Raw genomic sequence first — 16,030 nt, 5'->3', positions numbered from 1 at the left:
GGATGCCCGGCGGCGCTACGCTTACCGGGCCTACGGACAGGCATCCGTTGTAGGCCGGATAAGCGTCAGCGCCATCCGGCAAAAGATTCCTCAGTAACCCACGACTTTACGCAGAATATCGATATACACCGGCATCAGCGGATGACGAAGCAGCATCACCAGCGCGACAATGCCCGCGCCGAGCATCACCGGCGCCAGCCATAACAGGCGGCCTCGCGGTAAAAACGGCGTTAAGCGATCGGCGGCGGCCTTACCGCTACGCCATAACCGCCAGCACAGCCAGGCCGCCAGCCACAGCAGCAGCGCCGTTGCCAACAACAGCCATTTGAAATAGCCGCTCTGCATATCGGCCGGAATGTCGATCGCAGCGCCCGCCAGAATCCCCGGCAAGAAATAGAACGGCGGCCACAGCACGCAGCCAATAATATTCGGCACGATAAATTTCGCGACGGGCAGATCCAGCATCCCCGCCACCATCGGCACCAGCGGCCGCGTCGGGCCGACAAAACGCCCGACCAGAATGGTGAACATGCTGTGTTGATGCAGCGCGTGTTCGGTTTTGTCCAGCAGCGCTTTGTTCTTTTTCATAAAAGACCAGCGGTGCAGCGGCTTTTTGAAGCGCCAGCCCAACCAGAAGGAGATCCAGTCCCCCAGCAGGCAACCGATAATGCCCGCCAGCCACGCATGCCAGAAATTCAGCTCACCGCTGCCGATAAGCGCCCCCAGCCCCGCCATCATCACCGTACCGGGCAGAATCAGACCGACCAACGCCAGCGACTCCAGAAAGGCCACCAGCGCCACCGCAATTAGCGAGTACAGAGCGGATTGGAGAATAAAGTGTTCCAGCAATGCTTGCATAATGTGTCCGTCAGATTTACGAAGCAGCGATTCTGCTAACCCTCACCCGCTTCGTCAAGTCGCCAATTGTCTGAATAGATTACGCGTTATGACATCTTTGCAGACACATCATTCACTTTTTATTCACAACCAGCGCGGAACTCGCTCGGGCTGGCCCCGGTACATTTTTTAAAGACGCGAGAGAAATAAAGCTGATCGTCAAACCCGACATTGCGCCCGACGGTGGCTATCGGCATCCGCGTCGTGCTGAGCAGCAGCTTCGCCTGGCTGATGCGCTGATCCTCGCGCCAGCTCAGTACGCTAATGCCTAACTGTTGGCGGAACAGGTGCGACAGGCGGGACGGCGACAGGCAGACGTGCTGCGCCACGCTGGCAATATCAAACTGGCTGTCCGCCAGATGATCGCTGATGTACTGACAGGCGTCGCGCACCCGGCTGTCCATCGGCGGATGCAACGATTCATTGATCGCCTCCATACGTCGCAGCAGAAGCTGCTCCAGCAGGTTAATCGCCAGCAGTTCAGAGTAGCGCCCTTCCCCCTGCCCGGCATTGATGATTTGACCAAAAAGCTCATTAAAGCGCGGCTGGTGCGCTTCGTCAGGGCGGAAAAAACCGGTCTGCGCAAAAATCGTCGGCCAGGTGAGCCACTCCTGCCAGTAGGCGCGCGGTCGGAAGTACACCCACTGGTGATACCATTCGCTCGCATTGGGATGGCGACCGTAGTGGTGTACCTCGCCAGGCGGAAAAAGCAAAATATCCCCCGGACGGCAGACAAACTGTTTGCCGTGGTTATTGATCACCCCTTCCCCGCGAATCGTAAGATTAAGGATATATCCCTTCATCCCCAGCGGGCGGTCGATAAAAAAATCCAGATAGCCGTTCGCCTCAATGGGCGTCAGCCCGGCAACCAGATGCGCATTAAACGAATAACCCGGCAGCAGGGGATCATTTTGCGTTTCAGCCATAAATTCAATACTCCCGGCGTTCTGAGAAGAAACCAATTGTCCATATTGAGTGAGACATCTTCACCTTCCCCTCTGCGCCCCGCCGTCATTGCGGTTACGGACCATCAACCCCGCTTGCGAAAAGAGATTTGTAACAAAGGCCGATTGCGAAGGCGATAAAAACGGGTAACAAAAGTGTCTATAACTACGGCAGAAATGTCCACATTGAATATTTGCACGGCGTCACACTTTGCAATGCCATAGCATTTTAATCCATAAGATTAGCGGATCCTGCCTGACGGTTTTTATCCCCGCTATCTACTGTTTCTCCATACCTGTTTTTTTCGATTGGAGTAAGACGATGGCGATTGCAATTGGCCTCGATTTTGGCAGTGATTCAGTTCGTGCTCTGGCGGTGGATTGCGCCACCGGGGAAGAGATCGCCACCTGCGTAGAGTGGTATCCCCGCTGGCAGGAAGGGCGCTATTGCGACGCCCCGAACAACCAGTTCCGCCATCATCCACGCGACTACATAGAGTCAATGGAAGCCGCGTTGAAAAACGTCCTCGCGACCCTGAGCGCGTCACAGCGTGGCGAGGTGGTCGGCATCGGCGTCGACAGCACCGGCTCCACCCCTGCCCCCATTGATGTCGACGGCCACGTACTGGCGCTGCGTCCTGAGTTCGCCGAAAACCCGAATGCGATGTTCGTCCTGTGGAAAGATCACACCTCGGTCGAAGAAGCGGAAGCCATCACCCGCCTGTGCCATACGCCGGGCAAAACCGATTATTCCCGCTACATCGGCGGCATTTACTCCAGCGAATGGTTCTGGGCGAAAATTCTGCACGTTACGCGTCAGGACAGCGCCGTCGCGCAGGCTGCCGCCTCCTGGATTGAGCTGTGCGACTGGGTGCCTGCCCTGCTCTCCGGCACCACGCGCCCGCAGGATATTCGCCGTGGTCGCTGTAGCGCCGGACATAAATCGCTGTGGCATGAGAGCTGGGGCGGTTTGCCGCCCGCCAGTTTCTTCGATGACCTCGATCCCATCATCAACCGCCACCTCGCCTGGCCGCTGTTTACCGACACCTTCACTGCCGATCTGCCGGTTGGCACGCTGTGCGCGGAGTGGGCGCAACGCCTCGGCCTGCCGGAAAGCGTGGTCATTTCTGGCGGCGCGTTTGACTGCCATATGGGCGCGGTTGGCGCGGGCGCGCAGCCGAATGCGCTGGTGAAAGTGATCGGCACATCGACCTGCGACATTCTGATTGCCGACAAGCAGAGCGTCGGCGACCGTGCGGTGAAAGGCATTTGCGGCCAGGTAGACGGCAGCGTCGTGCCTGATTTTATTGGCCTGGAAGCGGGACAATCGGCGTTCGGCGATATCTATGCCTGGTTTGGCCGCATTCTCGGCTGGCCGCTGGAGCAGCTTGCGGCGCAGCATCCTGAACTGAAAGACCAAATCGCCATCAGCCAAAAGCAGCTACTCCCGGCGCTGACCGAGGCGTGGGCGAAGAATCCATCGCTGGATCATCTGCCCGTGGTACTCGACTGGTTTAACGGTCGCCGCACGCCGAACGCTAACCAGCGTCTGAAAGGGGTGATTAGCGATCTGAATCTCGCCACCGATGCGCCAGCGCTGTTTGGCGGGCTGATCGCCGCCACCGCCTTCGGCGCACGCGCCATTCAGGAATGCTTTACCGAACAGGGCATTGCCGTCAACAACGTGATGGCGCTGGGCGGCATCGCCCGTAAGAATCAGGTGATCATGCAGGCCTGCTGCGACGTGCTCAACCGCCCGCTACAGATTGTCGCCTCAGACCAGTGCTGCGCGTTAGGCGCCGCCATTTTTGCCGCCGTCGCCGCAAAAGCGCATGTCGATATCCCTGCCGCACAACAAAAAATGGCCAGCGCCGTAGAGAACACCCTGCAACCGCGCCCGGAACAGGCTCAACGCTTCGAACAGCTTTATCAGCGCTACCGGCAGTGGGCGGTCAGCGCTGAACAACACTATCTTCCGACTGCCGCCCCGGCGCCAAAAACCCCGGTCAGCTAGGCAACCCTGACCCATTAAGGACACGACAATGACGATTTTTGACAACTATGAAGTGTGGTTTGTGATTGGCAGCCAGCATTTGTATGGCTCTGAAACGCTGCGCCAGGTTACTCAGCATGCCGAACATGTGGTAAAGGCGCTGAATACCGAAGCAAAACTGCCCTGCAAACTGGTGCTGAAGCCGCTGGGGACGTCGCCTGACGAGATCACCGCGATTTGTCGTGACGCCAGTTATGACGATCGCTGTGCGGGCCTGGTGGTCTGGCTGCACACCTTCTCGCCCGCGAAAATGTGGATTAACGGGCTGAGTATTCTCAACAAGCCGCTGTTGCAGTTCCACACCCAGTTCAATGCCGCCCTGCCGTGGGACAGCATCGACATGGACTTTATGAACCTGAATCAGACCGCGCACGGCGGACGCGAGTTTGGTTTTATCGGCGCGCGTATGCGTCAGCAGCACGCGGTAGTGACCGGTCACTGGCAGGATAAACACGCGCACGCGCGTATCGGCTCATGGATGCGCCAGGCGGTCTCCAGGCAGGACACCCGCCACCTGAAAGTGTGCCGCTTTGGCGACAACATGCGTGAAGTGGCCGTGACCGACGGCGATAAAGTGGCGGCGCAGATCAAGTTCGGCTTCTCGGTGAATACCTGGGCGGTGGGCGACCTGGTGCAGGTCGTGAATGCGGTTAGCGACGGCGACATTAACGCGCTGGTGGATGAATACGAAAGCCGCTATACCCTGACGCCCGCGACGCAAATTCACGGCGACAAGCGGCAGAACGTGCTGGAAGCCGCGCGTATTGAACTGGGCATGAAGCGCTTTCTGGAACAGGGCGGCTTCCACGCGTTCACCACGACGTTTGAAGATTTGCACGGCCTGAAGCAGCTCCCAGGACTGGCCGTACAGCGCCTGATGCAACAGGGCTACGGTTTCGCTGGCGAAGGTGACTGGAAAACCGCCGCGCTGCTTCGCATCATGAAAGTGATGTCTGGCGGTTTGCCGGGCGGCACCTCATTTATGGAGGATTACACCTACCACTTTGAGAAGGGCAACGATCTGGTGCTCGGCTCGCACATGCTGGAAGTATGCCCGTCTATCGCGGTGGAAGAAAAACCGATCCTCGACGTGCAGCACCTCGGCATCGGGGGTAAAGACGCGCCCGCCCGTCTGATCTTCAACACCCAAACCGGCCCGGCGATCGTCGCCAGCCTGATCGACCTCGGTGATCGCTATCGTCTGCTGGTCAACTGCATCGACACCGTAAAAACGCCGCATGACCTGCCGAAGCTGCCGGTCGCCAACGCGCTGTGGAAAGCCCAGCCGGATCTGACCACCGCATCCGAAGCGTGGATTCTCGCCGGTGGCGCGCATCACACCGTCTTCAGCCATGCGCTGGATCTGAACGATATGCGCCAGTTCGCAGAGATGCACGATATCGAAATCACCGTCATCGATAACGATACCCGTCTGCCCGCCTTTAAAGACGCGCTGCGCTGGAACGAAGTTTATTACGGTTTCAAACGTTAACAGTTGCCGGATAGCGGCGTAAATGCCTTATCCGGCCTACAGGTCGCACCAACCTCGTAGGCCGGATAAGCGCAGCGCCATCCGGCGTGGAGACAGCTATGTTAGAAGACCTCAAACGTCAGGTACTGGAAGCCAATCTGGCGCTGCCAAAACACAATCTGGTGACTCTCACCTGGGGGAACGTCAGCGCCGTCGATCGCGAGCGCGGCGTCTTCATCATCAAACCTTCCGGCGTCGACTACAGCGTGATGAGCGCAGAGGATATGGTGGTGGTCAGCATTGCCACGGGTGAAGTGGTGGAAGGAACGAAAAAGCCCTCCTCCGATACGCCGACCCACCGTCTGTTGTATCAGTCTTTCCCGTCGATTGGCAGCATCGTCCACACCCATTCGCGCCACGCGACCATCTGGGCGCAGGCCGGGCAATCCATCCCGGCGACGGGGACGACCCATGCGGACTATTTTTACGGCACGATCCCCTGCACACGCAAAATGACCGATGCGGAGATCAACGGCGAATATGAATGGGAAACGGGCAACGTCATCGTTGAAACCTTTGCAAAACAGGGTATCGATGCCGCGCAGATGCCCGGCGTGCTGGTGCATTCACACGGTCCGTTCACCTGGGGCAAAAACGCCGAAGACGCGGTGCATAACGCCATTGTGCTGGAGGAGGTCGCCTGTATGGGCATCTTTTGCCGCCAGCTTGCGCCACAGTTGCCGGATATGCAGCAAACGTTGCTGGATAAGCACTACCTGCGCAAACACGGGGCGAAGGCCTATTACGGGCAGTAATGGATAGCCCGACGGCGCAACCACACCTGTATAAAACCACAGCAAAACGTTCCAAACCAGGCTATAATCATGCCTGGTTTTTTAATGAGTACGCAGCGTGGCGCAGGCAGGTTTTATTTTAACCCGGCACTGGCGGGATACCCCGCAAGGAACGGAGGTCTCATTCTGGCTGGCAACGGACACCGGTCCTTTGCAGGTCACGCTCGCGCCGCAGGAGTCGGTCGCGTTTATCCCTACGCATCAGGCCGCCCGCGTCACCTCGCTGCTGCGCACAGAAAACGGCTATCGCCTGACGCCGCTCAATTTGCAGGATTTTCATCGCCAGCCCGTCTCGGGGTTGTACTGCCGCTCTCACCGACAGCTGATGCGTCTGGAAAAACAGCTGAAAGAACAGGGCGTAACGGTCTATGAAGCCGATGTGCGCCCGCCGGAACGTTACCTGATGGAGCGGTTTATCACCGCTCCCGTTTGGCTGGAGGGCGACACAAAAGACGGCGCGATCGTCAATGCCCGCCTGAAACCGCACCCAGACTACCGTCCCCCGCTGAAATGGGTATCGCTGGATATTGAAACCACCCGACACGGCGAGCTGTACTGCATTGGTCTGCAAGGCTGCGGGCAACGCGTCGTTTTTATGCTCGGCCCGGCGAATGGCGATGCCTCGGCGCTGGATTTCCAGCTTGAGTATGCGGCGAGTCGCCCGCTGCTGCTGGAAAAACTCAACGACTGGTTTGCCCGGCACGATCCCGATGTGATCATCGGCTGGAACGTGGTGCAGTTTGATTTACGCATCCTGCAAAAACATGCCGAGCGCTATCGTATCCCTCTACGTCTGGGGCGCGACAACACCGAGCTGGAATGGCGCGAGCACGGTTTCAAGAACGGCGTGTTTTTCGCCCAGGCCAAAGGGCGGTTGATTATTGACGGCATTGAGGCGCTCAAATCCGCGTTCTGGAATTTCTCATCATTTTCACTGGAAACCGTGGCCCAGGAGCTGCTTGGCGAAGGGAAATCGATCGATAATCCCTGGGACAGAATGGACGAAATTGACCGCCGTTTCGCCGAAGATAAGCCCGCGCTCGCCACGTATAACCTCAAGGACTGCGAGCTGGTGACGCAGATTTTTCATAAGACGGAGATCATGCCGTTTTTACTGGAGCGCGCCACCGTTAACGGTCTGCCCGCTGACCGCCACGGCGGTTCTGTCGCCGCCTTCGGTCATCTCTATTTTCCCCGTATGCATCGCGCCGGTTACGTTGCGCCGAATCTCGGTGAAGTCCCGCCGCATGCCAGTCCTGGCGGTTACGTGATGGACTCGCGCCCTGGCCTGTATGACTCCGTACTGGTGCTGGATTATAAGAGCCTGTACCCGTCGATCATCCGCACATTCCTGATCGACCCGGTTGGGCTGGTGGAAGGGATGGCGCAACCGGACCCGACACACAGTACCGAAGGCTTTCTTGACGCCTGGTTCTCGCGAGAAACGCACTGTCTCCCGGAGATCGTCACGCAGATCTGGCACGGGCGCGATGAGGCCAAACGCCACGGCAATAAACCGCTGTCCCAGGCGCTGAAGATCATCATGAATGCGTTTTACGGCGTGCTCGGGACGACGGCCTGCCGCTTTTTCGATCCCCGACTGGCCTCGTCGATCACCATGCGCGGCCACGCGATCATGCGTCAGACCAAAGCGCTGATCGAGGCGCAGGGCTATGACGTGATCTACGGCGATACGGATTCCACTTTCGTCTGGCTGAAAGGCGCGCATTCTGAAGACGAGGCGGCAAGGATTGGCCGCGAGTTGGTGCGTCATGTGAATGACTGGTGGACGCAATCCCTGCAACAGCAAAAGCTGACCAGCGCGCTGGAATTAGAGTTTGAAACCCACTTCCGCCGCTTTCTGATGCCGACCATTCGCGGGGCGGACACCGGTAGCAAAAAGCGCTATGCCGGGCTGATTCAGGAAGGCGAGAAGCAGCGAATGGTATTTAAAGGGCTGGAGACCGTGCGCACCGACTGGACGCCGCTGGCGCAGCAATTCCAGCAGGAGCTTTACCTGCGTATCTTCCGCCAGGAACCCTATCAGGAGTATGTCCGGGAAACCATCGATAACCTGATGACGGGCAAGCTGGATGAACAGCTGGTTTACCGCAAGCGACTGCGCCGCCCGTTGAGCGAATATCAGCGTAACGTTCCGCCGCACGTTCGCGCCGCCCGGCTCGCCGATGAACAAAACATCAAGCTGGGGCGCCCGGCGCAGTATCAGAACCGCGGCACGATCAAATACGTGTGGACGACTAACGGCCCTGAGCCGCTGGATTACCGGCATTCACCGCTGGATTACGAGCACTATTTAACCCGCCAGCTACAGCCGGTCGCAGAGGGAATACTTCCCTTCATCGATGATAATTTTGCTACACTACTCACAGGACAACTGGGGTTATTTTGACGCGTGACGAATGCGCCGCCATCCATTACCATAGCGCCCTTTCCATTCCTGGACCCAATTAACACTGCTGCCATTCTATTTTGGTAGCGGGTGATTATTGCCTGCAATTAAAGATATAGAGCCGAACATATATGCCTTTTACACTTGGTCAACGCTGGATCAGCGATACAGAAAGCGAACTGGGACTTGGAACCGTCGTCGCGATGGATGCGCGAACTGTCACCTTACTTTTCCCGGCGACAGGTGAAAACCGTCTGTATGCGCGCAGTGACTCCCCCGTGACCCGCGTGATGTTTAACCCTGGTGATACGATTACAAGCCATGAAGGCTGGCAGCTACAAATCGATGAAGTAAAAGAAGAAAACGGTCTGCTTGCCTATACTGGCACCCGCCTTGATACCGAAGAAACCGCCGTCACGCTGCGTGAAGTCCTGCTCGACAGCAAGCTGGTTTTCAGTAAACCGCAGGATCGCCTGTTCGCCGGGCAAATCGACCGGATGGACCGATTCGCTCTGCGCTACCGCGCACGTAAATTTCAGAGCGAGCAGTACCGCATGCCGTGGAGCGGCCTGCGCGGTCAGCGCACCAGCCTGATTCCCCACCAGCTCAACATTGCCCATGATGTCGGTCGCCGCCACGCGCCGCGCGTCCTGCTGGCGGATGAAGTGGGCTTAGGAAAAACCATCGAAGCCGGGATGATCCTGCACCAACAGCTGCTGTCTGGCGCGGCGGAACGCGTGCTGATCATCGTCCCGGAAACTTTGCAGCATCAGTGGCTGGTTGAAATGCTGCGCCGCTTCAACCTGCGCTTCGCGCTGTTCGACGACGAGCGTTACACCGAAGCCCAGCACGATGCCTACAACCCGTTTGAAACCGAGCAACTGGTTATCTGCTCGCTGGACTTCGCGCGTCGCAACAAACAGCGTCTGGAACATCTGTGCGACGCACAATGGGACCTGCTGGTCGTCGATGAAGCTCACCACCTGGTGTGGAGCGAAGACGCGCCAAGCCGCGAATATATGGCGATTGAACAACTGGCGGAACGCGTGCCTGGCGTCCTGCTGCTGACCGCAACGCCGGAACAGCTGGGAATGGAAAGCCACTTCGCCCGTCTGCGTCTGCTCGACCCGAGCCGTTTCCACGACTTCGAACAATTTGTCGAAGAGCAAAAAAATTATCGCCCGGTCGCCGACGCCGTCGCCATGCTGCTGGCAGGCAACAAGCTGAGCAACGAAGAGCTGAACATGCTCGGCGACCTGATTGGCGAGCAGGACATCGAACCGCTGCTGCAAACGGCGAACAGCGACCGCGATGGCGCGCAGAATGCCCGCCAGGAGCTGGTCTCCATGCTGATGGACAGACACGGCACCAGCCGCGTACTGTTCCGCAACACCCGTAACGGCGTCAAAGGCTTCCCGAAACGCGAGCTGCACACCATCAAGCTGCCGCTGCCAACGCAATATCAGACGGCGATTAAAGTCTCCGGCATTATGGGCGCGCGTAAAAGCGCGGAGGACAGAGCGCGCGATATGCTCTACCCGGAGCAGATTTATCAGGAATTCGAAGGGGATAGCGGCACCTGGTGGAACTTCGACCCGCGCGTGGAGTGGCTGATGGGGCATCTGACCAGCCACCGCTCGCAGAAAGTGCTGGTGATCTGCGCGAAAGCCGCCACCGCGCTGCAACTGGAGCAGGTGCTGCGCGAGCGCGAAGGCATCCGCGCCGCCGTATTCCATGAAGGCATGTCCATTATTGAACGTGACCGCGCCGCCGCGTGGTTTAGCGAAGAAGACAGCGGCGCGCAGGTTCTGCTGTGCTCGGAAATCGGTTCTGAAGGCCGTAACTTCCAGTTCGCCAGCAACCTGGTGATGTTTGACCTGCCGTTTAACCCGGATTTGCTGGAGCAGCGTATTGGCCGTCTGGACCGTATCGGCCAGGCGCACGATATTCAGATCCACGTTCCGTATCTGGAAAAAACCGCGCAGTCCGTGCTGGTTCGCTGGTATCACGAAGGGCTGGATGCCTTTGAGCACACCTGCCCGACCGGTCGCGCCATCTACGATACGGTGTGTCACGATCTGATCGCTTACCTGGCGACGCCTGAAAACACCGACGGTTTTGACGCGCTGATCAAAACCTGCCGCGAGCAGCACGAAGCGCTGAAGGCGCAGCTGGAGCAAGGGCGCGACCGTCTGCTGGAGATCCACTCTAACGGCGGCGAGAAAGCGCAGGCGCTGGCAGAGAGCATTGAAGAACAGGATGACGACACCAGCCTGATCGCCTTCGCCATGAACCTGTTTGATATCGTCGGGATTAACCAGGATGACCGTGGTGAGAACCTGATTGTGCTGACGCCTTCCGATCATATGCTGGTGCCGGACTTCCCTGGCCTGCCGGAAGATGGCTGCACCATTACGTTCGAGCGTGATGTGGCGCTGTCGCGTGAAGATGCGCAGTTTGTTACCTGGGAACATCCGCTGATTCGCAACGGACTGGATCTGATTCTGTCTGGCGATACCGGCAGCAGCACGATTTCGCTGTTGAAAAACAAAGCGTTGCCGGTGGGAACGCTGCTGGTGGAACTGGTGTATGTCGTTGAAGCGCAGGCACCGAAACATTTACAGCTTAACCGTTTCCTGCCGCCGACGCCGGTGCGCATGCTGCTGGATAAAAACGGCAATAACCTGGCCGCGCAGGTGGAGTTTGAAACCTTCAACCGCCAGCTGAGCGCCGTTAACCGTCATACCGGCAGCAAGCTGGTCAACGCGGTGCAACAGGACGTACACGCGATTCTGCAACTGGGCGAAGCGCAGGCGGAGAAATCGGCCCGGGCGCTGATCGACGCCGCGCGTAGCGAAGCGGATGAAAAACTGTCTGCCGAACTGTCGCGTCTGGAAGCGCTGCGCGCCGTTAACCCGAACATCCGTGATGATGAACTTGCGGCGATCGACAGCAACCGTCAGCAGGTAATGGAAAGCCTGGATCAGGCCAACTGGCGTCTGGATGCCTTACGTCTTATCGTCGTCACGCATCAGTAACGGAGCAAAAAATGGGGATGGAAAACTACAATCCGCCGCAGGAGCCCTGGCTGATTATCCTGTATCAGGATGAGCATATTATGGTGGTCAACAAGCCCAGCGGCTTGTTGTCCGTGCCGGGCCGCCTTGAGGAGCACAAAGATAGCGTGATGACGCGTATTCAACGCGATTATCCGCAGGCGGAGTCGGTGCATCGTCTGGATATGGCGACCAGCGGCGTGATTGTAGTGGCGCTGACCAAAGCGGCGGAACGGGAGCTGAAACGCCAGTTCCGCGAGCGTGAACCGAAAAAACAGTACGTTGCGCGCGTGTGGGGGCATCCAGCCCCTGCCGAAGGGCTGGTTGATTTACCGCTGATCTGCGACTGGCCGAACAGGCCAAAACAGAAAGTGTGTTATGAGACGGGTAAACCTGCGCAAACCGGGTATGAGGTGGTGGACTTCGCTGCGGATAACACCGCACGGGTGGTGCTTAAACCGATTACCGGGCGTTCTCATCAGCTACGTGTGCATATGCTGGCGTTGGGACACCCCATTCTCGGCGATCGCTTCTACGCGTCGCCAGAAGCGCTGGCGATGGCACCGCGTCTGTTGCTGCATGCCGAAACGCTAACCATCACCCATCCCGCGTATGGCAACAGTATGACCTTTAAAGCCCCGGTAGATTTTTAAATTCTGTGCCCATTTGTGCCGGGGGCGCTTCGCTTACCCGGCCTACCGTTCTCAACGTAAGCCGGATAAGACGCTTTACGTCGCCATCCGGCAAAAGCATTATTTAAAACCTTTCTGCTCTTTAATCATTTCATACGCTTTCTGAATTTCCTGCGCTTTTTGCTTCGCCATCTCCATCATCTCCGGCGGCAACCCTTTTGCGACCAGTTTGTCCGGGTGGTGCTCGCTCATCAGTCTGCGGTACGCGCGTTTAATGGTTGTCGCATCATCTGTCGGCTTAACCCCCAGCACGTTGCAGGCATCTTCCAGCGTAGGGCCACGCTGCGCCTGCTGCCAGCCGCCGCCGGACTGCTGTTGCTGATAACCGCCGCCAAACTGCGCCCCGCCCTGCATCATGCGTAAGAACTGATCGAACTGAGCGCGGGAAATCCCCAGCTCCTCGGCGATAACGTACAGCACTTCCCGCTCGTTCGGATGGAGCGTTCCATCCGCAAACGCCGCCTGAATCTGAATTTCCAGAAACATCCGTATCAGATCAAACCGCCCAAAGCAGACGCTGCGAAACTGGCGCATTTTTTCACGTAACGGGTAATTATCCGATTTTCCCACGCGAAACGCGTGTTGGGCGGCGGTACGTGATTCGCCGTGTAAGTTCATCCGGTCCATCAACTGGCTGGCAATATGGATATCCGCTTCCGTCACGCGCCCTTTCGATTTGGTTAAATGCCCCATGACCTCAAAAGTGGTGGCGAAAAACAGTGCCTGCCGTTCACGCTGATTGGCGAACCATGCCATTTTGCGGCTGCGGGCTTTGTCGAACATGTGGCCTATCAGCAGACCTAATACCACGCCCCAGAAGCCGCCTCCCATCATCAGCGCCACTGCGACACCTACAATCTTTCCCCAGTACTGCATAGACTCCCCAAATCTTTACGCTGACAGTGAGGCTATGTCCCACAATATAGAGTGCTTTTCCTGGAATGAAGGCTGCGGTCAATTGTGGGACATCGCCTATAATTTGCATTATCATACCTGTCATTCAATGCCGTGCCTAACACCACAGACACATACCCATTGGATTTCACGTTGCAGCAAGACCGCCGCACAGCCGCCAGACGCTTATCCAGGCAAGTCGCCGGGGGCATGCGAATAACGTCCACGAAAGCGCAACCTGAAAGACGACGGGTAGAAAAGGGACAGGATTAACACTAGCGTAGTGAAGATGAGTACGTTAGTCTCTGACCGTTTGTCACGCGCAACGCTACTGATGATGGAACAATAAATACAACGTATGAAAAAACGTATTCCCACTTTCCTGGCCACCATGATCGCCAGCGCCCTTTATAGTCAGCAGGGCCTGGCCGCCGACCTTGCCTCGCAGTGCATGTTGGGTGTGCCAAGCTACGACCGTCCTCTGGTGAAAGGCGAGACGAACGAATTACCCGTGACGATCAACGCCGATCACGCGAAAGGGAACTACCCGGACGACGCGGTATTCACCGGTAATGTCGATATCAACCAGGGTAACAGTCGCCTGCAAGCTGATGAGGTGCAACTCCATCAAAAAGAGGCGCCAGACCAGCCGGAACCGGTTCGTACCGTCGATGCGCTCGGCAACGTCCATTATGACGACAATCAGGTTATTCTGAAGGGGCCGAAAGGCTGGGCGAACCTGAACACCAAAGACACAAACGTGTGGGAAGGCGACTACCAGATGGTCGGCCGTCAGGGGCGCGGGAAAGCGGATCTGATGAAGCAGCGTGGCGAAAACCGCTATACCATTCTGGAAAATGGCAGCTTTACCTCCTGTCTGCCAGGCTCCGATACCTGGAGCGTTGTGGGCAGCGAAGTGATTCACGATCGTGAAGAGCAGGTAGCGGAAATCTGGAACGCCCGTTTTAAACTGGGTCCGGTTCCCGTCTTTTACAGCCCTTATTTACAGCTGCCGGTCGGTGACAAACGCCGCTCCGGTTTCCTGATCCCGAACGCGAAGTATACCACCAAGAACTATTTTGAGTTCTACCTGCCGTATTACTGGAACATCGCGCCCAATATGGACGCCACCATTACGCCGCATTATATGCACCGTCGTGGCGGTATCATGTGGGAGAATGAGTTCCGCTACCTCAGCCAGGCGGGCGCGGGTTTAATGGAATTCGACTATCTGAATTCCGATCGCGTTTACGACGATGAGCATCCGAACGACAGCAACTCCCGTCGCTGGTTGTTCTACTGGCGTCATGGCGGCGTGATGGATCAGGTATGGCGCTTTAATGTCGACTATACCAAGGTCAGCGACTCCAGCTACTTCAATGACTTTGACAATAAGTACGGTTCCAGTACCGACGGTTACGCCACGCAGAAATTCAGCGTCGGCTATGCCGTGCAGAACTTTGATGCCACGGTGTCAACCAAACAGTTCCAGGTATTCAGCGATCAGAATACCAGCAGTTACTCCGCTGAGCCGCAGTTAGACGTTAACTTCTACCAGAATGACGTTGGTCCATTCGATACGCGTATTTACGGCCAGGCCGTGAAGTTTGTGAACACCCGAGACAACATGCCGGAAGCGACTCGCGTTCACCTGGAGCCAACCATCAATCTGCCGTTATCGAATCAGTGGGGCAGCATCAATACTGAAGCGAAGCTGCTGGCGACGCACTACCAGCAAACCAATCTGGACTCGTACAACAACAATTCGCGAAACGTCAATAAACTCGATGAGTCGGTTAACCGCGTAATGCCGCAGTTCAAAGTCGACGGCAGGATGGTGTTTGAACGCGATATGACGACGTTGGCGCCGGGTTACACCCAGACGCTGGAGCCGCGCGCGCAGTATCTGTACGTTCCCTATCGTAACCAGAGCAGCATCAATAACTACGACTCCTCATTATTGCAGTCCGACTACAGCGGTCTGTTCCGCGACCGCACATATGGCGGTCTGGATCGTATCGCCTCCGCAAACCAGGTCACGACCGGCGTCACATCGCGTATTTATGATGATGCCGCAATTGAACGTTTTAATGTTTCCGTGGGTCAAATCTACTATTTCACGGAGTCTCGCACCGGCGATGACAACATAACCTGGGAGAATGACGACAAAACGGGCTCACTGGTTTGGGCGGGCGACACCTACTGGCGTATCTCCGACCGCTGGGGACTGCGTAGCGGCATTCAGTACGACACGCGTCTGGACAGCGTCGCGACCAGCAGCAGTACGATCGAATACCGTCGCGATGAAAATCGTCTCTTGCAGTTGAACTACCGTTATGCCAGCGCGGAATATATTCAGGCTACGCTGCCGTCTTATTCCACTGCGGAGCAGTATAAAAACGGGATTTCCCAGGTCGGGGGCGTTGCCAGTTGGCCGATTGCCGATCGTTGGTCTATCGTAGGCGCTTACTACTTTGATACCAATGTGAATAAGCCTGCCGACCAGATGCTCGGCGTGCAGTACAACTCCTGCTGCTATGCGATTCGCTTCGGTTATGAGCGTAAGCTGAACGGTTGGGATAACGATAAAGAACACGCTGTTTATGACAACGTGATCGGCTTTAACATTGAATTGCGTGGTCTGAGCTCCAACTACGGTCTCGGCACCAAAGAGATGTTGCGTTCGAACATTTTGCCGTATCAAAGCTCTCTGTGATTTGATTGATTTACCACGTAATCCGCATTGCGGTTAATTGAAA

10 protein-coding genes are annotated in these 16,030 nt (G+C 57.0%); 7 read left to right on the top strand and 3 right to left on the bottom strand.

The window, feature by feature from the left end:
- Positions 1 to 90: 90 nt before the first annotated feature.
- Entirely contained in the window at positions 91 to 858 is a 768-nt protein-coding gene (locus OGV82_RS22190) for a DedA family protein (RefSeq protein ID WP_012134103.1), read from the bottom strand.
- A 119-nt stretch (positions 859 to 977) separates the two neighbouring features.
- Positions 978 to 1,823: an arabinose operon transcriptional regulator AraC gene (gene araC, locus OGV82_RS22185; RefSeq protein WP_012134104.1), complete on the bottom strand. Its 846-nt coding sequence runs from the start codon at positions 1,821 to 1,823 to the stop codon at positions 978 to 980.
- Positions 1,824 to 2,163: 340 nt separating this feature from the next.
- Here araC and araB point away from each other — a divergent pair, with 340 nt between their 5' ends.
- From araB to rluA, 6 genes are all read left to right on the top strand, one after another.
- Positions 2,164 to 3,855, top strand: coding sequence for a ribulokinase (gene araB / locus OGV82_RS22180; protein ID WP_101744248.1), 1,692 nt, complete (start codon positions 2,164 to 2,166; stop codon positions 3,853 to 3,855).
- A gap of 28 nt (positions 3,856 to 3,883) precedes the next feature.
- A complete protein-coding gene (gene araA / locus OGV82_RS22175; protein WP_047458964.1) occupies positions 3,884 to 5,386 on the top strand; it encodes an L-arabinose isomerase in 1,503 nt (500 codons plus the stop codon).
- 98 nt (positions 5,387 to 5,484) lie between these two features.
- Positions 5,485 to 6,180 carry an L-ribulose-5-phosphate 4-epimerase gene (araD, locus tag OGV82_RS22170; RefSeq protein ID WP_047458967.1) on the top strand — a complete coding sequence of 232 codons (696 nt, stop codon included), beginning with the start codon at positions 5,485 to 5,487 and terminating at the stop codon, positions 6,178 to 6,180.
- A gap of 97 nt (positions 6,181 to 6,277) precedes the next feature.
- Positions 6,278 to 8,629, top strand: coding sequence for a DNA polymerase II (gene polB / locus OGV82_RS22165; RefSeq protein ID WP_047458970.1), 2,352 nt, complete (start codon positions 6,278 to 6,280; stop codon positions 8,627 to 8,629).
- A gap of 131 nt (positions 8,630 to 8,760) precedes the next feature.
- Positions 8,761 to 11,667, top strand: a complete 2,907-nt coding sequence (gene rapA, locus OGV82_RS22160) for an RNA polymerase-associated protein RapA (RefSeq protein ID WP_286462849.1) — start codon at positions 8,761 to 8,763, stop codon at positions 11,665 to 11,667.
- Positions 11,668 to 11,678: 11 nt separating this feature from the next.
- Positions 11,679 to 12,338, top strand: a complete 660-nt coding sequence (rluA, locus tag OGV82_RS22155; protein WP_012134110.1) for a bifunctional tRNA pseudouridine(32) synthase/23S rRNA pseudouridine(746) synthase RluA — start codon at positions 11,679 to 11,681, stop codon at positions 12,336 to 12,338.
- Between the two features lie 99 nt (positions 12,339 to 12,437).
- On the opposite strand, the gene djlA is transcribed toward rluA, so the two are convergent.
- On the bottom strand, positions 12,438 to 13,253 hold the full coding sequence (gene djlA, locus OGV82_RS22150) for a co-chaperone DjlA (RefSeq protein WP_012134111.1): 816 nt from the start codon (positions 13,251 to 13,253) through the stop codon (positions 12,438 to 12,440).
- 376 nt (positions 13,254 to 13,629) lie between these two features.
- Between djlA and lptD the strand changes: the two genes are divergently transcribed.
- Positions 13,630 to 15,987 carry an LPS assembly protein LptD gene (gene lptD / locus OGV82_RS22145; RefSeq protein ID WP_047458973.1) on the top strand — a complete coding sequence of 786 codons (2,358 nt, stop codon included), beginning with the start codon at positions 13,630 to 13,632 and terminating at the stop codon, positions 15,985 to 15,987.
- Positions 15,988 to 16,030 lie beyond the last annotated feature (43 nt).

Source organism: Citrobacter sp. CK191 (assembly GCF_030333435.1).
GTDB classification, from domain to species: domain Bacteria; phylum Pseudomonadota; class Gammaproteobacteria; order Enterobacterales; family Enterobacteriaceae; genus Citrobacter_B; species Citrobacter_B koseri.
Note: the sequence above shows the minus strand (reverse complement) of the source record. Positions and strands in the feature narration are given on the sequence as shown.

What these genes read in the sequence shown, in the direction of transcription:
- OGV82_RS22190 (WP_012134103.1), bottom strand. Translation starts at nt 858, where the DNA reads ATGCAAGCATTGCTGGAACACTTTATTCTCCAATCCGCTCTGTACTCG.
- araC (WP_012134104.1), bottom strand. Translation starts at nt 1,823, where the DNA reads ATGGCTGAAACGCAAAATGATCCCCTGCTGCCGGGTTATTCGTTTAAT.
- araB (WP_101744248.1), top strand. Translation starts at nt 2,164, where the DNA reads ATGGCGATTGCAATTGGCCTCGATTTTGGCAGTGATTCAGTTCGTGCT.
- araA (WP_047458964.1), top strand. Translation starts at nt 3,884, where the DNA reads ATGACGATTTTTGACAACTATGAAGTGTGGTTTGTGATTGGCAGCCAG.
- araD (WP_047458967.1), top strand. Translation starts at nt 5,485, where the DNA reads ATGTTAGAAGACCTCAAACGTCAGGTACTGGAAGCCAATCTGGCGCTG.
- rapA (WP_286462849.1), top strand. Translation starts at nt 8,761, where the DNA reads ATGCCTTTTACACTTGGTCAACGCTGGATCAGCGATACAGAAAGCGAA.
- rluA (WP_012134110.1), top strand. Translation starts at nt 11,679, where the DNA reads ATGGGGATGGAAAACTACAATCCGCCGCAGGAGCCCTGGCTGATTATC.
- djlA (WP_012134111.1), bottom strand. Translation starts at nt 13,253, where the DNA reads ATGCAGTACTGGGGAAAGATTGTAGGTGTCGCAGTGGCGCTGATGATG.
- lptD (WP_047458973.1), top strand. Translation starts at nt 13,630, where the DNA reads ATGAAAAAACGTATTCCCACTTTCCTGGCCACCATGATCGCCAGCGCC.